This is a genomic window from Microbacterium sp. CFBP 8801 (assembly GCF_014839455.1).
Lineage (GTDB): Bacteria > Actinomycetota > Actinomycetes > Actinomycetales > Microbacteriaceae > Microbacterium.
The window spans coordinates 575,851-595,564 of the sequence record NZ_JACYNU010000001.1 but is presented as its reverse complement, the minus strand read 5'-3'; the positions used below and the strand labels follow the sequence as shown (position 1 = coordinate 595,564).

At 69.6% G+C, this 19,714-nt stretch carries 13 protein-coding genes and 1 tRNA gene; 2 read left to right on the top strand and 12 right to left on the bottom strand.

Annotated features, from left to right (window positions below; all coding sequences use genetic code 11):
* Positions 1–14: 14 nt before the first annotated feature.
* Positions 15–1,076, top strand: a complete 1,062-nt coding sequence (locus IFR11_RS02805; protein ID WP_191915131.1) for a hypothetical protein — start codon at positions 15–17, stop codon at positions 1,074–1,076.
* A 27-nt stretch (positions 1,077–1,103) separates the two neighbouring features.
* Here IFR11_RS02805 and IFR11_RS02800 read toward each other — a convergent pair whose 3' ends face one another.
* The 6 genes from IFR11_RS02800 to polA all read right to left on the bottom strand — a co-directional run bounded on the left by IFR11_RS02800 (position 1,104) and on the right by polA (position 9,648).
* Positions 1,104–1,613: a hypothetical protein gene (locus IFR11_RS02800; RefSeq protein ID WP_191915130.1), complete on the bottom strand. Its 510-nt coding sequence runs from the start codon at positions 1,611–1,613 to the stop codon at positions 1,104–1,106.
* Positions 1,614–1,684: 71 nt separating this feature from the next.
* Complete coding sequence (locus tag IFR11_RS02795; RefSeq protein ID WP_055837481.1) at positions 1,685–2,449, bottom strand: SGNH/GDSL hydrolase family protein; 765 nt, start codon at positions 2,447–2,449, stop codon at positions 1,685–1,687.
* A gap of 167 nt (positions 2,450–2,616) precedes the next feature.
* A complete protein-coding gene (locus IFR11_RS02790) occupies positions 2,617–3,951 on the bottom strand; it encodes an MFS transporter (protein WP_055837478.1) in 1,335 nt (444 codons plus the stop codon).
* Complete coding sequence (locus tag IFR11_RS02785) at positions 3,948–5,024, bottom strand: LLM class flavin-dependent oxidoreductase (RefSeq protein ID WP_055837474.1); 1,077 nt, start codon at positions 5,022–5,024, stop codon at positions 3,948–3,950. Before IFR11_RS02785 ends, IFR11_RS02790 begins: the two co-directional genes overlap by 4 nt.
* 98 nt (positions 5,025–5,122) lie before the next feature.
* On the bottom strand, positions 5,123–6,799 hold the full coding sequence (locus IFR11_RS02780) for a DUF885 domain-containing protein (protein ID WP_055837471.1): 1,677 nt from the start codon (positions 6,797–6,799) through the stop codon (positions 5,123–5,125).
* A 209-nt stretch (positions 6,800–7,008) separates the two neighbouring features.
* The gene (gene polA, locus IFR11_RS02775) at positions 7,009–9,648 is read right to left on the bottom strand and encodes a DNA polymerase I (RefSeq protein WP_191915129.1); all 2,640 of its coding nucleotides are present in this window, start codon (positions 9,646–9,648) and stop codon (positions 7,009–7,011) included.
* 59 nt (positions 9,649–9,707) lie between these two features.
* Here polA and IFR11_RS02770 point away from each other — a divergent pair, with 59 nt between their 5' ends.
* A complete protein-coding gene (locus IFR11_RS02770) occupies positions 9,708–10,139 on the top strand; it encodes a hotdog fold thioesterase (RefSeq protein WP_055837944.1) in 432 nt (143 codons plus the stop codon).
* Between the two features lie 121 nt (positions 10,140–10,260).
* Here IFR11_RS02770 and IFR11_RS02765 read toward each other — a convergent pair whose 3' ends face one another.
* The 6 genes from IFR11_RS02765 to lgt all read right to left on the bottom strand — a co-directional run bounded on the left by IFR11_RS02765 (position 10,261) and on the right by lgt (position 19,706).
* Complete coding sequence (locus IFR11_RS02765; RefSeq protein WP_055940193.1) at positions 10,261–10,881, bottom strand: ANTAR domain-containing response regulator; 621 nt, start codon at positions 10,879–10,881, stop codon at positions 10,261–10,263.
* A 73-nt stretch (positions 10,882–10,954) separates the two neighbouring features.
* Positions 10,955–11,035, bottom strand: a tRNA-Leu gene (locus IFR11_RS02760).
* Positions 11,036–11,112: 77 nt separating this feature from the next.
* Entirely contained in the window at positions 11,113–12,558 is a 1,446-nt protein-coding gene (pyk, locus tag IFR11_RS02755; protein ID WP_055837460.1) for a pyruvate kinase, read from the bottom strand.
* 54 nt (positions 12,559–12,612) lie between these two features.
* Positions 12,613–14,079, bottom strand: coding sequence for a glutamate synthase subunit beta (locus IFR11_RS02750; RefSeq protein WP_055837457.1), 1,467 nt, complete (start codon positions 14,077–14,079; stop codon positions 12,613–12,615).
* Entirely contained in the window at positions 14,072–18,649 is a 4,578-nt protein-coding gene (gene gltB / locus IFR11_RS02745; protein ID WP_244630513.1) for a glutamate synthase large subunit, read from the bottom strand. The genes IFR11_RS02750 and gltB overlap by 8 nt, the downstream gene beginning before the upstream one ends.
* Positions 18,650–18,701: 52 nt before the next feature.
* Positions 18,702–19,706: a prolipoprotein diacylglyceryl transferase gene (lgt, locus tag IFR11_RS02740; RefSeq protein ID WP_191915128.1), complete on the bottom strand. Its 1,005-nt coding sequence runs from the start codon at positions 19,704–19,706 to the stop codon at positions 18,702–18,704.
* Positions 19,707–19,714 lie beyond the last annotated feature (8 nt).

Below are 19,714 nucleotides of genomic sequence, written 5' to 3'. Positions count from 1 at the left end.
GCGATGCTCACGCGATGTCGCGCGATATCTGGGACGCACCCGTTCGCCTGCCACGACGAGCTCTGAGCGTGCTCTGCGGGTCGCTTTTCGTCGTTGCCGTCGCGGTCTTCGCCGCGGTGATGGCCGTGAGTGCGCGCGACGACGGGCGCACGCAGGTGCTCATCGCGTCGATGGATGCCGAATCCCTCGCCGCGGCGAGTGCCCTGGCATCCGCGGTTCTGTTCTTCTTGCTCGTCTGCGCCATTCGCGCACCGCGCTGGTGGTTGCTGCTCTTCGTCCCGCTGCGGTTGGCGGCGTTCGGGGCGATGCTCGTGGCCGGGCTCCTCGGCGTGCTGACGGGCGGGGGCACGGTGGTGCCCCTCGTTGCCCAGGGCTGCGAGACCGGCTACGTCGTGAGCGAGCGTCCGTTCCTGCTCTCGGCGCGGATCGAGGTCCTGCGTCCCGAGGGAATTCTCGCCACCTCCGTCGCACACGTGTCGACCGACGATGGGCACACGCCCTTCTCGCAAGGCTTGTACATGGTCGTCGTCGACGGTGATCTCCTGCGCGTGTGGCACACGTTCGACAGCGCGACCGAGCCGCCGGGCGCTGTCGGCGAGCCTCGGTTCGTGCTCCCCCGCATCGTCGATCCGGGCGACGTGCGGTGCGGCCTGGCGGGAGGGCCCGAGCCGGTCACTTCGCTCCCATCGCCAACGGTCGCCCCCGATCCTGACGGTGGCCCTCGACCGACCGCCGCGGGTGACCCTCGGGTCGAGGTCGTGCGGCTGGCCGCCCTCGTCGTGAACTCCGCGATAGGTCCGGTTACGGATGCCGCGGGCGCACCCGTCGCGATCCCCTCGGCCGCCGAGCTGCCCTGCGATGGAGCGACGGGCATCGATCTCGCCCTTTCCACAGGCGACAATGCTCGCTCCTACTCGGCGATCCTGGCCGCCTTCGACGCAGCCGGATTCGCGACGGACCGCGCGATGCAGGAGGACCTCCGGTATGACGCCGTCGTGCGTGTGTCGGCCCGCGATCGCTCGACGATCGACGGGATGCTGCACTTCGTTCTTGGTGCGGAGTGCCGCACGTCCTGACCCGCCGATCCCCTCCCCCGCAGCCTCTTACCCCCGGGCACTCACCCGGATGAGGAACGCCCCTGGCTCGCGGTCGCTGTCGAGCTCGACGAGCAGACCACGCTCGGGCAGATCGATCTGCACCTGCGTCGATGCCTGGCACGGCAGCACCAGCGGCTCGCCGATGGCCGTCCCCGCCGAGGTCGAGATGCGCCCGGTCACCGCGTCAGGTCCGGCGCAATCGATCGTGACCGCGTAGGCGCCGGGGTCGATCGTCTGGTTGTCGCTGCGGAACGGAGCGACGCCGCCCGAGTCGCCGAACGTGCCCCAGGACTGCCAGAGGAAGTCGCCGGGTGCGGCGGCGGCCACCTCATCGTCGAAGTACCCCGCCCACGGGTCGGGGGTCACGGACGGCGACGCGGAGGGCGACGGCGTCGTCTCGCTCGCCACGGCGCCGGGTGAGGGTGCCGCGTCGTCGTCTCCGGTGCATCCGGTGAGTGCGATGGCCGCTACGGCGACGATCGCGAGGGAACAGAACGTCCTGGTCGAGGGGGACATCCGGCGATCCTAGGCGCCCGTGGCCGCCCGGGCCAGGGTGTGGACGATTCCGGATGCCGAGCCCCGGCCCGTCATCCGCGCGGCGTCAACTCCACCCACTGCCCGCCGAACTTCGGCGCGCGGCCGTCGCCCGACGAGGTGCCGGCCAGTCGACGGCGCACCCACGGCGCGACGTGCTCACGGTAGTAGGCCGAGCCCCTCAGCCGCTCGATCTCGGGGATCTGGCGCAGGCGCCACCACTCCTCCGGTGCCGTCAGGCCGACCGACTCGAGCACGCGCGCGGCGACGCGGTGATGTCCACGGGTGTTCATGTGCAGTCGGTCGATCGACCAGAACTCCCCGCCGGCGAGCTCGCGGTCGAACCAGTTGTACGCCGTGATGACGTCGGTGCGAGACGCGAGGCGTTCCTCGACGGCTTTCGACAGCCGGTCGCCGCGCACCTGCAGCACGCGCCCGAGGGGAAGCCCCGCCGAGGGGTTGGCCCCCGAGAGCACGATCAGCTGCACCCCCTCGTCGTCGCACCGGCGCAGCACATGTTCGAACAGGCCGACGATGCGCTCGAGGTCGGCGCGCGGACGCAGCATGTCGTTGCCCCCGCCGTTGAACGACAGGTGCGTCGGCTTCAGCGCCAGCGCCGGTTCGAGCTGCTGTTCGACGATCGGCTCGATGAGCTTGCCGCGGATCGCGAGGTTCGTGTACTCGATCGGTTCGCCGGTGGCATCCGCCCATCCCTGAGCGGCGAGGTCGGCCCACCCCCGCACGGTTCCGTCGGGCAGTTCGTCGCCGACTCCTTCGGTGAACGAGTCGCCGATCGCGACGTAGCGGACGGATGCCATGGGTCGAGCCTACGCGCGGGGCCCACCCCTTCGAGTGTCCACGACACGCCGCGTCCGTCGGGGCGAGCACGGCGTGTCCTGGACACTCGACGGTGTGTGACGACGGTTCACGCCAACGCGCGACCCCGCTGCTCGCGCAAGAACGGCGCGGCGAGCACGGCGACGGGTCACGCCAGCGCGCGACCCCGCTGCTCGCGTAAGAACAGGGCCGCGACCACGGCGACGGCGAAGAACGCCGCGAAGACGATGAACAGCACCGGGGCGCCGCCCAGGGCGAGCAGCGGCGGCACCGCCAGCGGGGCGAGGATCGAGGCGATCCGTCCCACACCGGCCGCCCACCCGGCACCCGTTGCGCGCAGCGCCGTCGGGTACGTCTCGGGCGTGGCGGCGTACAGGGCGCCCCAGGCGCCCAGGTTGAAGAACGACAGCATCATGCCCGTGGCGATCAGCGACACCTCGCCCGACGCGGTGCCGAACAGCACCGCAGCGACGGCCGAACCCGCGAGGAAGGTGGCGAGCGTCGCGCGCCGGCCCCACGCCTCGATGAGCCACGCGGCGACCGCGTACCCGGGCAGCTGCGCGAGAGTGATGATGAGCGTGAAGCCGAACGAGCGCACGAGGTCGTAGCCCTGGGCGACGAGGATCGTCGGGATCCAGATGAAGGCGCCGTAGTACGAGAAGTTGACGCAGAACCACAGCACCCACAGGCTCGCCGTGCGCGCGCGGAGCGACCGCGACCACAGGGCGCCCACGCGAGCGCGCGGGGCGGGAGCGGATGCCGCGACTCCCTCGGACGAGGGCTCGAGCGAGATGCGCCCGGCGGCGGCCTCGAGATCGCGCACGATCGCGACCGCCTCGCTGTTGCGGCCGCGTGAGGCCAACCAGCGCGGCGACTCGGGGAGCCCCCACCGCACGATCAGGGCGTACACGGCGGGGATCGCGCCGAGCGCGAACGCCCACCGCCACCCGTCGGCCGACGCGGGGACGACGAAGTACCCGATGAGTGCGGCGGCGGTCCACCCGACGGCCCAGAACGCTTCGAGGAACACGATCAGGCGCCCGCGGATACGCGCCGGCGCGAACTCGCTCACGTAGGTCGAGGCCACGGGCAGCTCCGCACCGAGGCCCAGCCCCACCACGAAGCGCAACACCAGCAGGGCGCCGAGGCCCCCGACCAGGGCGCTCGCCCCGGTTGCCACGCCGTAGACCAGCAGCGTCAGGGCGAACACCTGGCGTCGACCGAAACGGTCGGCCAGCAGCCCGCCGAGGCTCGCCCCGATCGCCATCCCGGCGAAGCCCGCCGAGGCGATCCACGACGCCTGCGTGGGCGCGAGCTGCCACTGCACCGCCAGTGCGGCGATGACGAACGAGATGAGCCCGACGTCCATGGCATCCAGAGCCCAGCCCAGACCCGACCCCGTGAGGATCTTGCCGTGACGGCGGGTGAACGGCAGCGCGTCGAGGCGTTCGGACACCCGCACGGTGTCGGTCGTCGTGGTCACCGGATGCCGGGCAGGTCGGCGTCGACGGAGAGATCGGTGTCGGCGAGCATCTCGCGCACCAGCGGAAGCACGCGGGTACCGTACAGCTCGATGCCCGACATGAGTCGGTCGTGCGAGATGGAACCGCTGGCGAACTTCATCTGGAAGCGCGAGGCGCCGAGCACGCGCACGGTGGCGGCGATCTTGGTGGCCACGGTCTCGGGCGAACCGATGTACATCGAGCCCTCGGGGCCGACGTCCTGCTGGAAGCGCAGGCGGTTGTAGGCGGGCCAGCCGCGTTCGCGACCGATCGTCGTGTTCAGCTCGGCGACGCCCTCGTACGCCTCGTCCCACGCCTGCTGGTCGGTCTCGGCGACGTGGCCGGGCGAGTGCACCGAGATCGGCATGGCGGGCTTGCCGAGCTCCTGCAACGAGCGGCGGTACAGATCGGCGAAGGGGCGGAACCGGGCCGACGATCCGCCGATGATGGCGAGCACGAGGCCGTAGCCGTAGCGGGCGGCGCGCACGACCGACTCCGGCGACCCGCCGACGCCGACCCACGCCTTCAGGCCGTTCTCGGTCTTGGGGTACACGTCGGCATCCTGGAGACCGGCCCGCGTGCGTCCCGACCAGGTGACGGGCTTCTCGTCGAGCAGCAGCGAGAACAGCTCGAGCTTCTCTTCGAACAGCTGCTCGTAGTCGCTGAGGTCGTAGCCGAAGAGCGGGAACGACTCGATGAACGACCCGCGCCCGAGGATGACCTCGGCGCGACCGTTCGAGACGGCGTCGAGCGTGGCGAACCGTTCGTAGACGCGCACCGGGTCGTCAGACGACAGCACGGTCACCGCGGTGCCGAGATGGATGTTCGAGGTGCGGGCCGCTGCGGCGGCGAGCACGATCTCGGGGCTCGTGACCGCGAAGTCCTTGCGGTGGTGCTCCCCCACGCCGAAGAACGACAGGCCCACCTGATCGGCGAGCACGGCCTGCTCGACGACGTTGCGGATGGTCTGTGCGTCGGACTGGAGCGACCCGTCGGGGCCGCGCGAGATGTCTCCGAAGGTATCGAGGCCGAGCTCGACGGGGGTGGCGTCCATGGGGTCTCCTTGCATTCGGATGAATGAACTTTACGCGAGGACGAAACATTCCCCGCATCGGCGGAGGGGCGCCGCGATCGCGACGCCCCTCCCCTCGCTCAGCCGGAGGCCAGAGCCGCCCGCAGTGTGTCGAGACCGACGCCGCCGATGTCGAGCGCACGCGTGTGGAACTGCTTCATCGAGAAGTCGGCGCCGCGGCGCTCCTGCTCCTCGTCGCGCACCTGCTCCCAGATGCGCTGGCCGACCTTGTAGGCCGGCGCCTGCCCGGGCCAGCCGAGGTAGCGGTTGACCTCGAAACGCACGAACTCCTCGCTCATGTTGACGTTCTTCAGCATGAACGCGAGGGCGTAGTCGTGGTCCCACGTGCCGGTTCCGTCGAGGCGCGGCTTGCCGAGGTGCACACCGATGTCGAGCACCACGCGCGCCGCGCGCATGCGTTGACCGTCGAGCATGCCGAGGCGGTCGGCCGGGTCGTCGAGGTAGCCCAGCTGCTCCATCAGACGCTCGGCGTACAGCGCCCAGCCCTCGGCGTGACCGCTCGTGCCGGCCAGCAGTCGCCGCCACGAGTTGAGCTCGGCGCGGTTGTAGACGGCCTGCGCGATCTGCAGGTGGTGCCCCGGAATGCCCTCGTGGTAGACCGTGGTCAGCTCGCGCCAGGTGTCGAAGGTGTCGACGCCCTCGGGCACCGACCACCACATGCGCCCCGGGCGCGAGAAGTCGTCGGTCGGACCGGTGTAGTAGATGCCGCCCTCGTTGGTGGGGGCGATCATGCACTCGAGCGTGCGGATGGGCTCCGCGATGTCGAAGTGGGTGCGACCGAGCTCGGCGACGGCGTGGTCGCTCGTGCGCTGCATCCATTCCTGCAGGGCCTTCGTGCCGTGCAGCTTGCGCGACTCGTCCTTCTCGAGGAAGGCCACGGCCTCTTCGACGCTCGCACCGGGGAGGATCTCGTTCGCGATGGCCTCTTGCTCGGCGACCATGCGGGCGAGCTCTTCGACGCCCCAGTCGTAGGTCTCGTCGAGGTCGATCTCGGCGCCGAGGAACTGTCGGGAGTGCAGCGCGTACATCTCGCGGCCCACACCGTCGACGTCCCCCGCGACCGGGGCGAGCTCCGACGACAGGAACGAGGCCAACGCGTCGTACGCCACGCGCGCGGCTCCCGCGTTCTGGTCGAGATCGCGGGCGAGCGAGGCGGGGAGCTGTCCCTCGGCCGGAGCGGCGTTGCCGACGAACTCGGCGAAGAAGCCCGTGTCGGCGGTGTAGCGGCCGATCTGCGTCACCACCTCGGTCACCTGCCGCCGCGCGGGGACGACGCCCTCGGCGATGCCCCGACGCAGGGTTTCGACGTAGCCGTCGATCGCGGCGGGCAGGGCGCGCAGGCGCTGCGAGATCGTCGCCCAGTCGTCGGTGGTGGCGGTGGGCATGAGGTCGAAGGTCGCGCGGATGTCCTGCGCGGGCGAGGCGATGACGTTCAGGTCGCGCAGGTGCGTGCGCGCCGCGTGCTGCTCGATCATCAGATCGAGTTCGCGCACGAGGTCCATCTGCGTGACGGTGTCGATCGCGTCGACGGGCTGGGCCGCCTCGAGGGCGGCCTTCGCCGTACGCGCCTCGGCCACGAGGGCATCGGTGCCCTCGGGGCTGTAGTCGCCGAAGCGGCCGTTGTGCTCGTCGCGTCCGATGTACGTCGCCAGGGTGGGTACGCGCTCGGCCAGGGTGTCGACCCACGCGTCGGCGATCGTGTCGATCGGCGTGGGGGTGCGTTGTGCGTCAGTCATCTTTCGAGCCTAGGCAAGCCGGGGCGCAGATGCACCTCGGCCCCGGATCGCGCCGGATGCCGATACGGCAGATGACGCACGGTCGAGGGCGCCCGGGTGTGCGAACGCGCCGGAGCAAGCGGCCCGCGGCGCCGGTGCGGCAGCGTCGTCCGTGCGCCGAGGCGTGCGGCCCCCTACCCCGGCGCGGAAGCGCAGCGCCTGCCCCCGCGTCAGTGCCCGGCTTCGTCCCAGTCCGCGCCGCGGCCGATCTGCACGTCGAGCGGCACGGTGAGCTGGGCGGCGTCGGCCATGCGTGCACGCACGATCTGCTCCACGGCATCCCACTCCCCCGTCGCCACCTCGACGACGAGCTCGTCGTGGATCTGCAGCAGCACACGCGAGCGCAGACCCGCGGATGCCAGCTCGTCGCTGATGCGGAACAGCGCGACCTTCATGATGTCGGCGGCGCTGCCCTGGATGGGGGCGTTGAGGGCTGCACGCTCGGCGTTCTCGCGCAGCACGCGGTTCATGCTGGTGAGGTCGGGGAACGGGCGGCGGCGGCCGAAGATCGTCTCGGTGTAGCCGTCTTGGCGGGCCTGCTCCACCGACCCCCGCAGGTAGTCGCGGACGGCGCCGAAGCGGGCGAAGTACTCGAGCATGAGCTTCTTCGCCTCGGACTGCTCGATGCGCAGCTGCTTCGACAGCCCGAACGCCGACAGGCCGTACACGAGGCCGTACGACATGGCCTTGACCTTGGTGCGCATGGCCGGGGTGACCTCGGTGGGGTCGACGCCGAAGACGCGCGCGCCGACGAAGCGGTGCAGGTCTTCGCCCGAGTTGAACGCCTCGATCAGCCCGGGGTCGCCCGACAGGTGCGCCATGATGCGCATCTCGATCTGCGAGTAGTCGGCGGTGAGCAGGGTCTCGTACCCCTCGCCGACCTCGAAGGCCGCACGGATGCGGCGACTCTCTTCGGTGCGGATCGGGATGTTCTGCAGGTTGGGGTCGGTGCTCGACAGGCGCCCCGTCTGGCTGCCGGTCTGCACGTAGGTCGTGTGGATGCGCCCGTCGGCGCCGGTGGCCGCGTCGAGTGCGTCGATGATCTGCTTGAGCTTGGTCGCCTCGCGGTGCTTGAGCAGCAGGTCGAGGAACGGGTGCGGCGCGCTCTCTTGCAGGTCGGCGAGGGCGGCGGCGTCGGTCGTGTAGCCGCTCTTCGTCTTGCGCGTCTTCGGCAGCTGCAGCTCGTCGAACAGCACCTCTTGCAGCTGCTTGGGGGAACCGAGGTTCACCTCGTGGCCGATCGCCGCGTAGGCGTCACGGGCGAGCGCGTCGGCTCGCGCGCCGAGCTCGGCCGAGAAGCTCGACAGCTTCTCGTGCGAGACGGCGACACCGGCGAGCTCCATGTCGGCCAGAGCGGTGAGCGAGGGCAGCTCGATGTCGTCGAGCACCTCGGCGACGCGCGCGGGCATGTCGGCGCGCTGCGCCTCGGCCACGCGGCGGATGAACCACGCGAGCTGGCCGGGCGTGGCGCCCTCGGTCTCGGGGACGAGCTGCGTGGGGTCGGCCTCGGGGAGCTTCTCGTCGAGGAAGCGCTCGACGAGGTCGCCCAGCGTCTTGTCGGGGAAGCTGGGGCGCACGAGCCAGCCGGCCAGGATGACGTCGGAGGCGATGCCGCGCAGGGTCACGTCTTCGCGGGCGAGCGCCTTGATCTGGGGCTTGGCATCGGCCAGGACCTTGGGCGCATCGGAGGCCAACCACTCGGCGAGGGAGTCGCGGACCGCGGGGGTCCACGCGGCCTCGACCGCGGCGTCGGCGGTCGCCAGACCGAGGTGCGCCGGTCGGCCGCCCTCGAGGGTGAGGGACAGTCCCACGGGTCCCGTGACGCCCGTCGCCCACTCGACGAGAGCCGTGGCGTCGAGGGTGGCGGGAGTCGGCGCGGTCGCCGTGGGCAGAGCCTCGTCGACGGCATCGCCCGAGTCGCCGCCGAGGGCGTCGAACACGCGCGGCAGAAGCGTGCGGAATTCGAGACGCGCGAAGATGTCGCGCACGGCCTGCGCGTCGAGCGGCTGCATCGCGAGGTCGCCGGGGGCCTTGTCGAGCTCGACGTCGCGCAGCAGACGGTTGAGGGTGCGGTTGCGCCGCACGCCGTCGATGTGCTCGCGCAGGTTGCCGCCGACGACGCCGGTGATCTTGTCGGCGTTGTCGAGCAGGGCGTCGAGCGAGCCCCACTGGGTCAGCCACTTCACGGCCGTCTTCTCGCCGACCTTGGGCACACCCGGCAGGTTGTCGCTGGTCTCGCCGACCAGGGCGGCGATCTCGGGGTACTGCGCCGGCGGCAGGCCGTACTTCTCGATGACGGCGGCGGTGTCGTAGCGCTTCAGCTGCGACACGCCCTGCACGTTCGGGTACAGCAGCGTGACGTCGTCGGTGACGAGCTGGATGGTGTCGCGGTCGCCCGAGCACACGAGCACGGTGAAACCCTCGGCCTCACCCTGCGTGGCGAGGGTGGCGAGGATGTCGTCGGCCTCGAAGTCCTCTTTCGCGAGCACGGGGACGCCCATCGCCCGCAGGCAGTCCTGCAGCAGCGGGATCTGGCCCTTGAACTCGGCGGGAGACTCGCTGCGGTTCGCCTTGTACTCGGCGTACTCGCGCGTGCGGAACGACTGCCGCGAGGTGTCGAACGCCACAGCCAGGTGCGTCGGCTTCTCGGCCTTCACGAGGTTGACGAACATCGACAGGAAGCCGTAGATGCCGTTGGTGTGCTGTCCGTCCTTCGTGGAGAAGTTGTCGACGGGCAGCGCGTAGAACGCGCGGTAGGCCAGCGAGTGGCCGTCGACGACGAGGAGAGTAGGCTTTTCGGCATCCGTCACTCCTCCAGCGTAACGAGTGCCACGGACACTCCCCCGGTCCCGGCCCGACGAAGGCGATGATGACGTCCACACCCTCCGACTCCGTGTCCGGCCTCGACTGGGCGAAGCTGCGCGGAATGGGCGCCCTCGCCGAGAAGATGGGCCTCGAGTGGGTCGAGTTCACCGTCGACCGGTGCGTGGCCACCATGCCCGTCGAAGGCAACACCCAGCCCGTCGGCCTGCTGCACGGCGGCGCGTACGTCGTGCTCGGCGAGTCGCTGGGATCGATGGCCGCCAACCTGCACGCGGGTCCCGGGCGCCTGGCCGTCGGCATCGACATCAACGCCACGCACACGCGCTCCGCCACCTCGGGCCATGTCACCGGCGTCTGCACGCCGATCCACCTGGGTCGTTCGCTGACGGTGCACGAGATCGCGATCTCCGACGAGCAGGGCCGCCGCTGCTCGACGGTGCGCATCACGAACATGATCAAGGACGCCCCCGCGCGCTGATCGTGGTCGCGCGCGCGGCCCTTGCCGTCGCGCTGACCGGCTCTGCTCCTGCGCCGACCCCCTCCCCCGGGTACGAAAAATGGATGCCACCGGAGTGGCATCCATTTCGCGAGAGGTCTCGTCAGCCCTTCTTGGGGGCCAGCTGCTCGATGATCGCCTTCGCGACGTCCTGCATGGTCAGGCGGCGGTCCATCGACGCCTTCTGGATCCAGCGGAAGGCCTCGGGCTCGCTGAGGCCCATCTTCTCGTTGAGCAGGCCCTTGGCCCGGTCGACGAGCTTGCGGGTCTCGAAGCGCTCGACCATGTCGGCGACCTCGGCTTCGAGCGTGATGATCTGCTCGTAACGGGCGAGGGCGATCTCGATCGCGGGAAGCAGGTCGTTCGGCGTGAAGGGCTTCACCACGTACGCCAGGGCGCCGGCCTCGCTGGCACGCTCGACGAGCTCCTTCTGGCTGAAGGCGGTGAGCAGCACCACGGGGGCGATGTGGTTCTTGCTGAGCTTCTCGGCGGCGCTGATGCCGTCGAGCTGCGGCATCTTGACATCCATGATCACGAGATCGGGACGCAGTTCGGTGGCGAGCTGCACGGCGGTCTCGCCGTCGCCCGCTTCGCCCACGACGTCATAGCCGTTGTCGCGCAGGATCTCGACGATGTCGAGGCGGATGAGCGACTCGTCTTCGGCCACGACGACGCGTCGAGGTGCGTTCGGAGCGCTGGCCGGAACGGCTTCTTGATCAGTCACGGAACCATCCTAAGTCTGGGAGGGGACAATCCCCCGGATCGCAGCCCCCGATCGCACGGGATGCTGTCGCGGGTACCGGTGGTGGGACTCGAACCCACACGTCTTTCGACAGAGCATTTTGAGTGCCCCGCGTCTGCCATTCCGCCACACCGGCAGGTGTTGCGTTCCCAATCTACCGGGCGGGAACGAAGGCGACGCGCGCCGGAACGAACCGGCGCGCGTCGTCGGGACTCAGACGTCCTGGTAACCGGGAGCCGCACCGTGCACGGCGTCGCCGACGCGGTGCACGCGCAGGTCGTTGGTCGAGCCCGCGATTCCGGGAGGGGAACCCGAGATGACCACGACCTTGTCGCCGACCTTGGCCAGGTCGTTCGACAGCAGGTAGTCGTCGACCTGCAGGAACATCTTGTCGGTGTGCGACACGTGCTCAACCAGGGTGGAGCGCACGCCCCACGTCAGCGCCAGGCGGCGGCGGATGCCGGGCTCGGGCGTGAACGCGATCATGGGGATGGTCGCACGCAGGCGCGACATGCGACGTGCCGAGTCGCCGGACTCGGTGAAGACGCAGAGGTACTTGGCCTCGACGAAGTCGGCGACCTCGACGGCGGCGAGGGTGATCGCGCCGCCCTGGGTGCGCGGCTTGTTGGTCAGCGGCGCGATGCGATCGAGACCGTGCTCTTCGGTGGACTCCACGATGCGCGCCATGGTCTCGACGACCACGACCGGGTAGTCGCCGACGCTGGTCTCGCCCGAGAGCATGACAGCGTCCGCACCGTCGAGGACGGCGTTGGCGACGTCGCTGGTCTCGGCGCGGGTGGGCACCGGGCTGGTGATCATCGATTCGAGCATCTGCGTCGCGACGATGACGGGCTTCGCCATGCGGCGGGCCAGCTCGACGGCGCGCTTCTGCACGATCGGCACGGCCTCGAGCGGCAGCTCGACGCCCAGGTCGCCACGGGCGACCATGATGCCGTCGAACGCGTCGATGATCTCTTCGAGGTTGTCGACCGCCTGCGGCTTCTCGATCTTGGCGATGACGGGGACGTAGCGTCCCTCTTCGGCCATGATCTCGTGCACGCGGGTGATGTCGCTGGCGTCGCGGACGAACGACAGCGCGATCAGATCGGCGCCGGCGTTGAGGCCCCAGCGCAGGTCGGCTTCGTCCTTCTCGCTCAGCGCGGGCACGTTGACCGCGACGCCGGGCAGGTTGATGCCCTTGTTGTTCGAGACCGGACCGCCGACGATGACCTTGGTGGTCACGACGGTGCCGTCGGTCTCGACGACCTCGACGCGGACCTTGCCGTCGTCGATCAGCAGGAAGTCGCCGGGGCGGACGTCCTGCGGAAGGCCCTTGAACGTGGTGCCGACGATCTCTTTGGTGCCGAGGATGTCTTCGATGGTGATCTTGAAGATGTCGCCGGGCAACAGGTCGTGGGGGCCGTTCTCGAACTTGCCGAGGCGGATCTTCGGACCCTGGAGGTCGACGAGGGCGGCGACCGGGCGACCGGCGTCTTCTGCCGCCTTGCGCACGTTGGCGAAGTTGGCATCGTGCACGGAGTAATCTCCGTGGCTCAGGTTGAGGCGGGCGACATCCACACCGGCGTCGATGATGGCGCGAACCATCTCATACGACGACGTGGCGGGCCCGAGTGTTGCGACGATCTTGGCGCGTCTCATCCGGTTTCAAGCTCCGTGAAATTTTCGGGAAGTGGCCGATCGGCCCTTGCCAGCTTAGGTGGGCAGAAGGCCGATGGCGACATCGGTCGGGCGCACCGGTGCGGGCAGCACCGTCTCGCCCATGAGGAACGTGTCGACCTCGGCGGCGGCCGCACGGCCCTCGGCGATGGCCCACACGATGAGGGACTGGCCGCGACCCGCGTCGCCGGCGACGAACACGCCCGGCGTCGAGGTCGCGTACGTGGCATCGCGTTCGACGTTGCCGCGATCGGTGAACCGCGTGCCCAGCTGGTCGCTGAGGTGCGCGCTCTCGGGGCCGGTGAAGCCCATGGCGATCAGCACGAGGTCGGCGGGGATCTCGCGCTCGGTGCCGCTCTTGGGCACACGGCGGCCGTCGAGGTACTCGGTCTCGGCGACCCGCAGGGCCCGGACCTCGCCCGCGGCGTTGCCGAGGAACTCGACGGTCGACGCGAGGAAGGAGCGCTCCCCTCCCTCTTCGTGGGCCGAGGCCATCTCGAAGAGGTTCGGCATCATCGGCCACGGCTGATTCTCGGGGCGCTCCGACGGCGGCTGCTTGCCGATGGCGAGGTTCGTCACGCTCAGCGCGCCCTGACGGTGCGCGGTGCCGATGCAGTCGGCGCCCGTGTCTCCACCGCCGATGACGACGACGTGCTTGCCCTCGGCCGAGATCTGCTGCGGCACCTGGTCGCCGGCGACGGCCTTGTTGCCCTCGATGAGGTACTCCATGGCGTAGTGCACGCCGTCGAGGTCGCGGCCCGGAATGGCCAGGTCGCGCGGCAGGGTCGAACCGGTGGCCACCACGACGGCGTCGTAGCGCGCCCGCAGGTCGCTCCACGAGATGTCCTTGCCGATCTCGACGCCCGCGCGGAAACGCGTGCCCTCGGCCTGCATCTGGCGCAGTCGCAGCTCGAGGTGGCGCTTCTCCATCTTGAAGTCGGGGATGCCGTAGCGCATGAGGCCGCCGATGCGGTCGTCGCGCTCGAACACGGCCACCGTGTGACCCGCACGCGTCAGCTGCTGTGCCGCGGCGAGGCCGGCGGGACCGGAGCCCACGACGGCGACGGTCTTGCCGGTGAGGCGCTCGGGCGGCTCGGGCTCGACCCAGCCGTTCGAGAAGGCCTCGTCGATGATCGAGACCTCGACCTGCTTGATCGTCACGGCGGGCTGGTTGATGCCCAGCACGCACGAGCTCTCGCAGGGCGCCGGGCAGAGCCGACCGGTGAACTCGGGGAAGTTGTTCGTCGCGTGCAGGCGCTCGATGGCGGCACGGCCCTCGCCCCGCCACGTGAGGTCGTTCCACTCGGGGATCAGGTTGCCGAGCGGGCAGCCCTTGTGGCAGAACGGGATGCCGCAGTCCATGCAGCGCCCGGCCTGGCGTTTGATGACGGCCGAATCCCCCGGCTCGTACACCTCTTTCCAGTCCATGATGCGCACGGGCACCGGTCGACGCTTGGGGAGCTCGCGCTCCGTCGTCTTGAGAAAGCCCTTCGGGTCAGCCACCCGTCACCTCCAGAATGCGCTTCCAGACGACGTCGCCGTCGGGGTCGAGCCCCTCGGCAACCGCCTCCTGGCGGGTCTGCAGCACGGCGGCGTAGTCGCGCGGCAGCACCCGGACGAAATTGTCCACCTCGGTCTCGAAGTCGTCGAGCAGACGACGGGCGAGGGTGGAATCGGTCTCTGCGACGTGCTTCTCGAGCAGGTCGCGCAGGATCTCGGCATCCCCGGATCCGAGGGCGCCCAGCACGAGCTCGCCGGATGCCAAGGCCTCGCGGTTCACGAGGTCGCTGTCGAGTCGGTAGACGTAGGCCTGGCCGCCCGACATGCCGGCGCCGAGGTTGCGGCCCGTGTCGCCGAGGATGACCGCGAGTCCACCGGTCATGTACTCGAGCGCGTGGTCGCCCACGCCCTCGACGACCGCCGTCGCGCCGGAGTTGCGCACGAGGAACCGCTCGCCGACGACGCCGTTGAGGAACATCTGCCCCTGCGTGGCGCCGTAGCCGATGACGTTTCCGGCGATGACGTTCTCGGAGGCCGCGAACGACGAGCCGCGCGGCGGCCGCACGACGATCGTCCCGCCCGACAGGCCCTTGCCGACGTAGTCGTTGGAGTCGCCCTCGAGGCGCAGCGTGATGCCGGCGGGCATGAACGCACCGAACGACTGTCCGGCCGAGCCGGTCAGACGCACGTCGATCGAGTTCTCGGGCAGACCGTGCTCGCCGCGCGCCTTGGTGACGTGGTGGCCGAGCATGGTCCCGACCGCGCGGGCCGTGTTGCGGATGGGCAGGTCGATCGTGAGCTGACCGCCGTGCGCGATGACGTCCTGCGCGCGCTCGATGAGCTGCACGTCGAAGTGCTCTTCGAGCTCGTGGTTCTGGTTGCGCGCGTGTCGACGCGGTTCGTCGTCGGCGAAGCGGGGTCCCTCGAGGATCGGCGCGAGGTTGAGTCCGCGCGCCTTCCAGTGCTGGATCGCCTCGTTGACGTCGAGCAGGTCGGTGCGCCCGACGATCTCGTCGATCGAGCGGTAGCCGAGGGCGGCGAGGTACTCTCGCACCTCCTGGGCGATGAACTCCATGAAGGTGACGATGTACTCGGCCTTGCCGGTGAAGCGCGAGCGCAGTACGGGGTTCTGCGTCGCGACACCCACGGGGCACGTGTCGAGGTGGCACACGCGCATCATGATGCAGCCCGAGACGACGAGGGGGGCGGTCGCGAAACCGAACTCCTCGGCGCCCAGCAGCGCGCCGATCACGACGTCGCGGCCGGTCTTCATCTGCCCGTCGACCTGCACGACCACGCGGTCGCGCATGCCGTTGAGCATGAGCGTCTGCTGCGTCTCAGCCAGGCCGAGCTCCCAGGGCGTACCCGCGTGCTTGAGCGAGTTCATGGGGCTCGCACCCGTGCCGCCGTCCTGGCCCGAGACCAGGATGACGTCGCTGAGCGCCTTGGCGACGCCGGCGGCGACCGCACCGATGCCCGACTGGCTCACGAGCTTGGTGTGGATGCGGGCCGACGGGTTGGCGCGCTTGAGGTCGAAGATCAGCTGCTTGAGGTCTTCGATCGAATAGATGTCGTGGTGCGGCGGGGGCGAGATGAGGCCCACGCCCGCGGTCGCGTGACGCGTCCGCGCCACCCACGGGTACACCTTGGTCGGAGGCAGCTGACCGCCCTCGCCGGGCTTCGCGCCCTGGGCGAGCTTGATCTGGATGTCCTCGGCCTGGGTGAGGTACAGGCTCGTCACACCGAACCGACCGGATGCCACCTGCTTGATGGCGCTGCGACGCTCGGGGTCGAGCAGGCGGTCGACGTCTTCTCCGCCCTCGCCGGTGTTCGACTTGCCGCCGATCCGGTTCATGGCGACCGCGAGGACCTCGTGCGCCTCTTTCGAGATCGAGCCGTAGCTCATCGCGCCGGTCGAGAAGCGCTTCACGATGGCCGAGACCGGTTCGACCTCGTCGATCGGCACGGGCGGACGCACGTCGGTGCGCAACGCGAACAGGCCGCGGAGCGTCTTGAGCTCGTGCGCCTGGTCGTCGATGAGATGCGTGTACTCGCGGAAGATGTCGAAGCGGCGCTCGCGCGTGGCGTGCTGCAGGCGGAACACCGTGTCGGGGTTGAACAGGTGCGGGGCACCGTCGCGACGCCACTGGTACTCGCCGCCGGTCCACAGACGCTCGTGCGCGCGGGCCGCGGCGTCTTGGGGGTAGGCGTACTCGTGGCGCGAGGCGTTCTCGGCGGCGATGACGTCGAGTCCGACACCACCGAGCTTGGACTCGGTGCCGGTGAAGTACGCATCGACGAAGTCGCGCGACAGGCCCACGGCCTCGAAGACCTGGGCGCCGGCGTACGACGACACCGTCGAGATGCCCATCTTCGACATGATCTTCAGCACGCCCTTGCCGAGCGCGTAGATCAGGTTCTTGACGGCCTTCTGCGGCGTGACGCCCGTGATGAAGCCCGCCCGTACGAGGTACTCGACGGTCTCCATCGCCAGGTAGGGGTTCACCGCCGACGCGCCGTACCCGATGAGGGTCGCCACGTGGTGCACCTCGCGCACGTCGCCGGCCTCGACGACCAGCCCGACCTTCATGCGCGTCTCTTTGCGGATGAGGTGGTGGTGCACGGCGGCCAGCATGAGCAGCGACGGGATCGGAGCGAGGTCCTTGTTCGAGTCGCGGTCGCTGAGCACGATGAACTCGGCACCGTCTTCAATCGCCTGGTCGACCTCGCTGCACATCTGCGTCAGACGCTTCTGCAGCCCCTTGTGACCGGCCTCGACGCGGTACAGACCGCGGATCGTCACCGACGACCGTCCGCGCAGGGCGGTGTCGATGTGCTGGATCTTGGCGAGCTCGTCGTTGTCGATCACGGGGAAGTCGAGCGTGACCGTGCGGGTGTGGTCGGGTCCCCAGTCGAGCAGGTTGCGCTCGGGACCGAGACCCAGCGACAGCGAGGTGACGACTTCTTCGCGGATCGAGTCGAGCGGCGGGTTGGTGACCTGCGCGAACTGCTGCGAGAAGTAGTCGAACAGCATGCGCGGACGGTCGCTCAGCACGGCGACGGGCGCGTCGCTGCCCATGGCGCCGAGGGGCTCGGCGCCGCCCTGACCCATGGGGGTGAGCAGGATGCGCACCTCTTCTTCGGTGTAGCCGAAGGTGCGCTGGCGGCGGGTGATCGAGGCGATCGGGTGCACGATGTGCTCGCGCTCGGGCAGCTCGCTGAGCTTGACGCGGCCCTTGTCGACCCACTCGCCCCACGGCTGCAGGCTCGCGAGCTCGGCTTTGATCTCTTCGTCTTCGACGATGCGGCGCTGGGCCGTGTCGACGAGGAACATGCGACCGGGCTGCAGCCGGCCGCGACGCTTGATGCGCTCGGGCGCGAAATCGAGCACGCCGGTCTCGGAACCGATCACGACGAGGCCGTCGGTGGTCTCGGTCCAGCGACCCGGGCGCAGCCCGTTGCGGTCGAGCGTGGCGCCGACGACCGTGCCGTCGGTGAAGATGAGGGCGGCGGGGCCGTCCCAGGGCTCCATCTGCATGGAGTGGTAGTCGTAGAAGGCGCGCAGATCGGGGTCGATCGTGGCCTGCTTCTCATACGCCTCGGGGACCATCATCATGATCGCGTGCGGGAGGCTGCGCCCGGTGAGCGTGAGCAGCTCGAGCACCTCGTCGAACGAGGCCGAGTCGCTGGCACCCTCGGTGCAGATCGGCAGCAGCGGACGCACGTCGCCGATGAGCTCGGACTCGAGCTGCGACTGGCGCGCGCGCATCCAGTTGCGGTTGCCCTTGACCGTGTTGATCTCGCCGTTGTGCGCGAGCATGCGCAGCGGCTGCGCGAGCGGCCACGACGGGAAGGTGTTGGTGGAGTACCGCGAGTGCACGACGGCGAGCTCCGAGACGAAGCGCTCGTCCGACAGGTCGGGGTAGAACGGCTCGAGCTGCAGGGTCGTGACCATGCCCTTGTAGCCGAGCGTCCGGCTCGACAGCGACACGAAGTACGCGTCGATCTCGTGGCGTGCGCGCTTGCGCAGGCGGTACACGCGGCGGTCGAGCTCGATCCCCGAGAGGGCGGGCTGATCGCCGACGGCCGGGCGCGCGATGAACAGCTGCTCGAAGGCGGGTCGGGCCTCGTAGGCGAGCTTGCCGAGGTTCTCGTGCTCGACGGGCACCTCGCGCCAGCCGAGGACCTCGAGGTTCTCGTGGCGGGCGATCTCTTCGATCCCCGCCTTCATCGCCGCGCGCTCGTCGTGGCCGAGCGGCAGGAAGACCATGCCGGCGGCGTACTCCCCCACCGGCGGCAGGTCGAAGTCGACGACAGCGCGCAGGAAGGCGTCGGGCATCTGGGTGAGGATGCCGGCACCGTCGCCCGTGCCCGCGTCGGAGCCGATGGCCCCGCGGTGCTCGAGGTTGCGCAGCGCCGTCAGCGCCAGATCGATGATGTCGTGGCCGGCCACGCCGCGGAGAGTGGCGACCATGGCGAGGCCACAGGCGTCTTTCTCGAACGACGGGTCGTACATTCCCTGGCGGACCGGGAACGTTCCTCCGACGGTGTCGGAACGCAGGCTGGAAGCCATATCAACCGTCCTCACGTTGATGCTTCGAATGGGACGACGTCGGCCCGGAGAATTAGTTCGTGGCGGGGCTGCTTGTGGCGCTGGTGCCGACGGTGTCGCTCGTCGCGGGCGGCTCGCTCACGTCGACGAAGTCAGAGGGGTCGCCTGAGTCTACAGCCCCGGGAGCCTTGCTCTCGCGACCGGGGACGTAGGGCGACGGCTCCAGACCGAGGTGACGACGCGACTGCACGGCGAAGATCACGATGCCCAGGACGACGCCGAAGATGGCCGCCCAGACGTTCGTGCGCAGGCCCAGGATGATCTCGCTGGGGTCGATTCGGATGGACTCCCAGACGATGCGGCCCGCGGAGTACCAGACGAGGTAGATCGCGAACTGCTTGCCCCACTGCAGGGTGAAGCGCTTTCCCGCCCACAGGATGACGGCGGCGCCGAGCAGGTTCCAGATGACTTCGTAGAGGAAGGTCGGCTGGAAAAGCGTGCCGGTTGGCAGTCCGACGGGGATGGCCGTGTTGCCCGCGGCGATTTCGAGGCCCCAGGGAAGGTCGGTGGGCTGACCGAAGAGCTCCTGGTTGAACCAGTTGCCGAAGCGGCCCATGGCCTGGGCGATGATGAGCCCGGGAGCGAGTGCGTCGGCGAAGGTCCAGAACCGGATACCGGTCCACTTGCAGCCGAGGAACGCGCCGATGGCGCCACCGATCAGTGCGCCGTAGATGGCGATGCCGCCCTCCCAGATGGCCCACACGGAGCCCGGCTCGGTGATGTTCCACGGGTTGGAGCCCGGGCCGAAGTAGAAGCCCGGGTGCGTGACGACGTGATAGATGCGCGCGACCACGATCGCGAGTGGAACCGCCAGCAGGCAGATGTCGATGACGACCCACTTCTCGGCGCCACGACGCGTCAGGCGCGCGTTCGTGAGGAAGATCGCGACGATGATTCCCGCGACGATGCACAGGGCATAGAAGTGGATGCGGAGCGGACCCAGGTCGACGTAGGAGATCGTCGGGCTCGGGATGCTTGCGAGCACGCCGGAGGCGGCGCTCGAGAGGGCGAACGTCATGCTGACGA